Genomic DNA, 737 nt, shown 5'->3' on the forward strand with positions numbered 1-737 from the left:
GATCACGCACTCGAGACCGACACGCCCATCCCAGAAGAGCCTGTGATATTCTCCAAGGCCCCTTCGTGCATCGTCGGGCCCAACGACGATATAGTGATGCCGAGAGAGTCGCGCATGCTGGACTGGGAGGCGGAAGTCGCCGTGGTAGTCGGCGAGCGCGCTTTCGAGATTCCGGAAGAAAATGCACTCTCCGTGGTCGCTGGCTATTTGGTCTGCCACGACGTGTCCGAGCGAGATTTCCAAATTCACCGGGGGGGCCAATGGATTAAAGGCAAGTCCTCCCCAACTTTTGGCCCGCTTGGCCCATGGCTGGTGACGGCAGATGAAGTGCCCGACCCTCAAAACCTCTCTCTATGGCTTACGGTGAACGGGATCAGAAGACAGTCAGGCACCACTGGCAAAATGATTTTCCCCTTCAAGCATCTGATCGCCTACATTTCGAGGTTCATGGTGCTCGAGCCCGGCGACATCATCACAACGGGTACTCCCCATGGTGTCGGGCTGGGGATGAAGCCGCCCGAGTTCCTTAAGGCTGGTGATGTCGTCGAACTCGGCGTCGACGGCTTGGGGCGGCAAAGGCAAACCGTGGTGCAACGTCTAACAGATGCGTGAAACTCCGCTACCGGGATTAGCGCCAGACTATCCTAGTAGTTCTACCAAGGACAACGGAGCCCGTTGCGAAGTGGTTTGCACATGGCATGCCTACCTCACCGTATCCGGCGCTAGCAGATGATTAT

1 protein-coding gene is annotated in these 737 nt (G+C 57.3%); it reads left to right on the forward strand.

Annotated elements, in window-relative coordinates:
• A partial coding sequence (locus tag EOA85_RS36550) for a fumarylacetoacetate hydrolase family protein (RefSeq protein ID WP_164760191.1) occupies positions 1-612 on the forward strand: 612 nt, incomplete at its 5' end.
• Between the last annotated feature and the right edge of the window lie 125 nt (positions 613-737).

The organism is Mesorhizobium sp. M5C.F.Ca.IN.020.29.1.1, from assembly GCF_003997375.1.
GTDB classification, from domain to species: domain Bacteria; phylum Pseudomonadota; class Alphaproteobacteria; order Rhizobiales; family Rhizobiaceae; genus Mesorhizobium; species Mesorhizobium wenxiniae.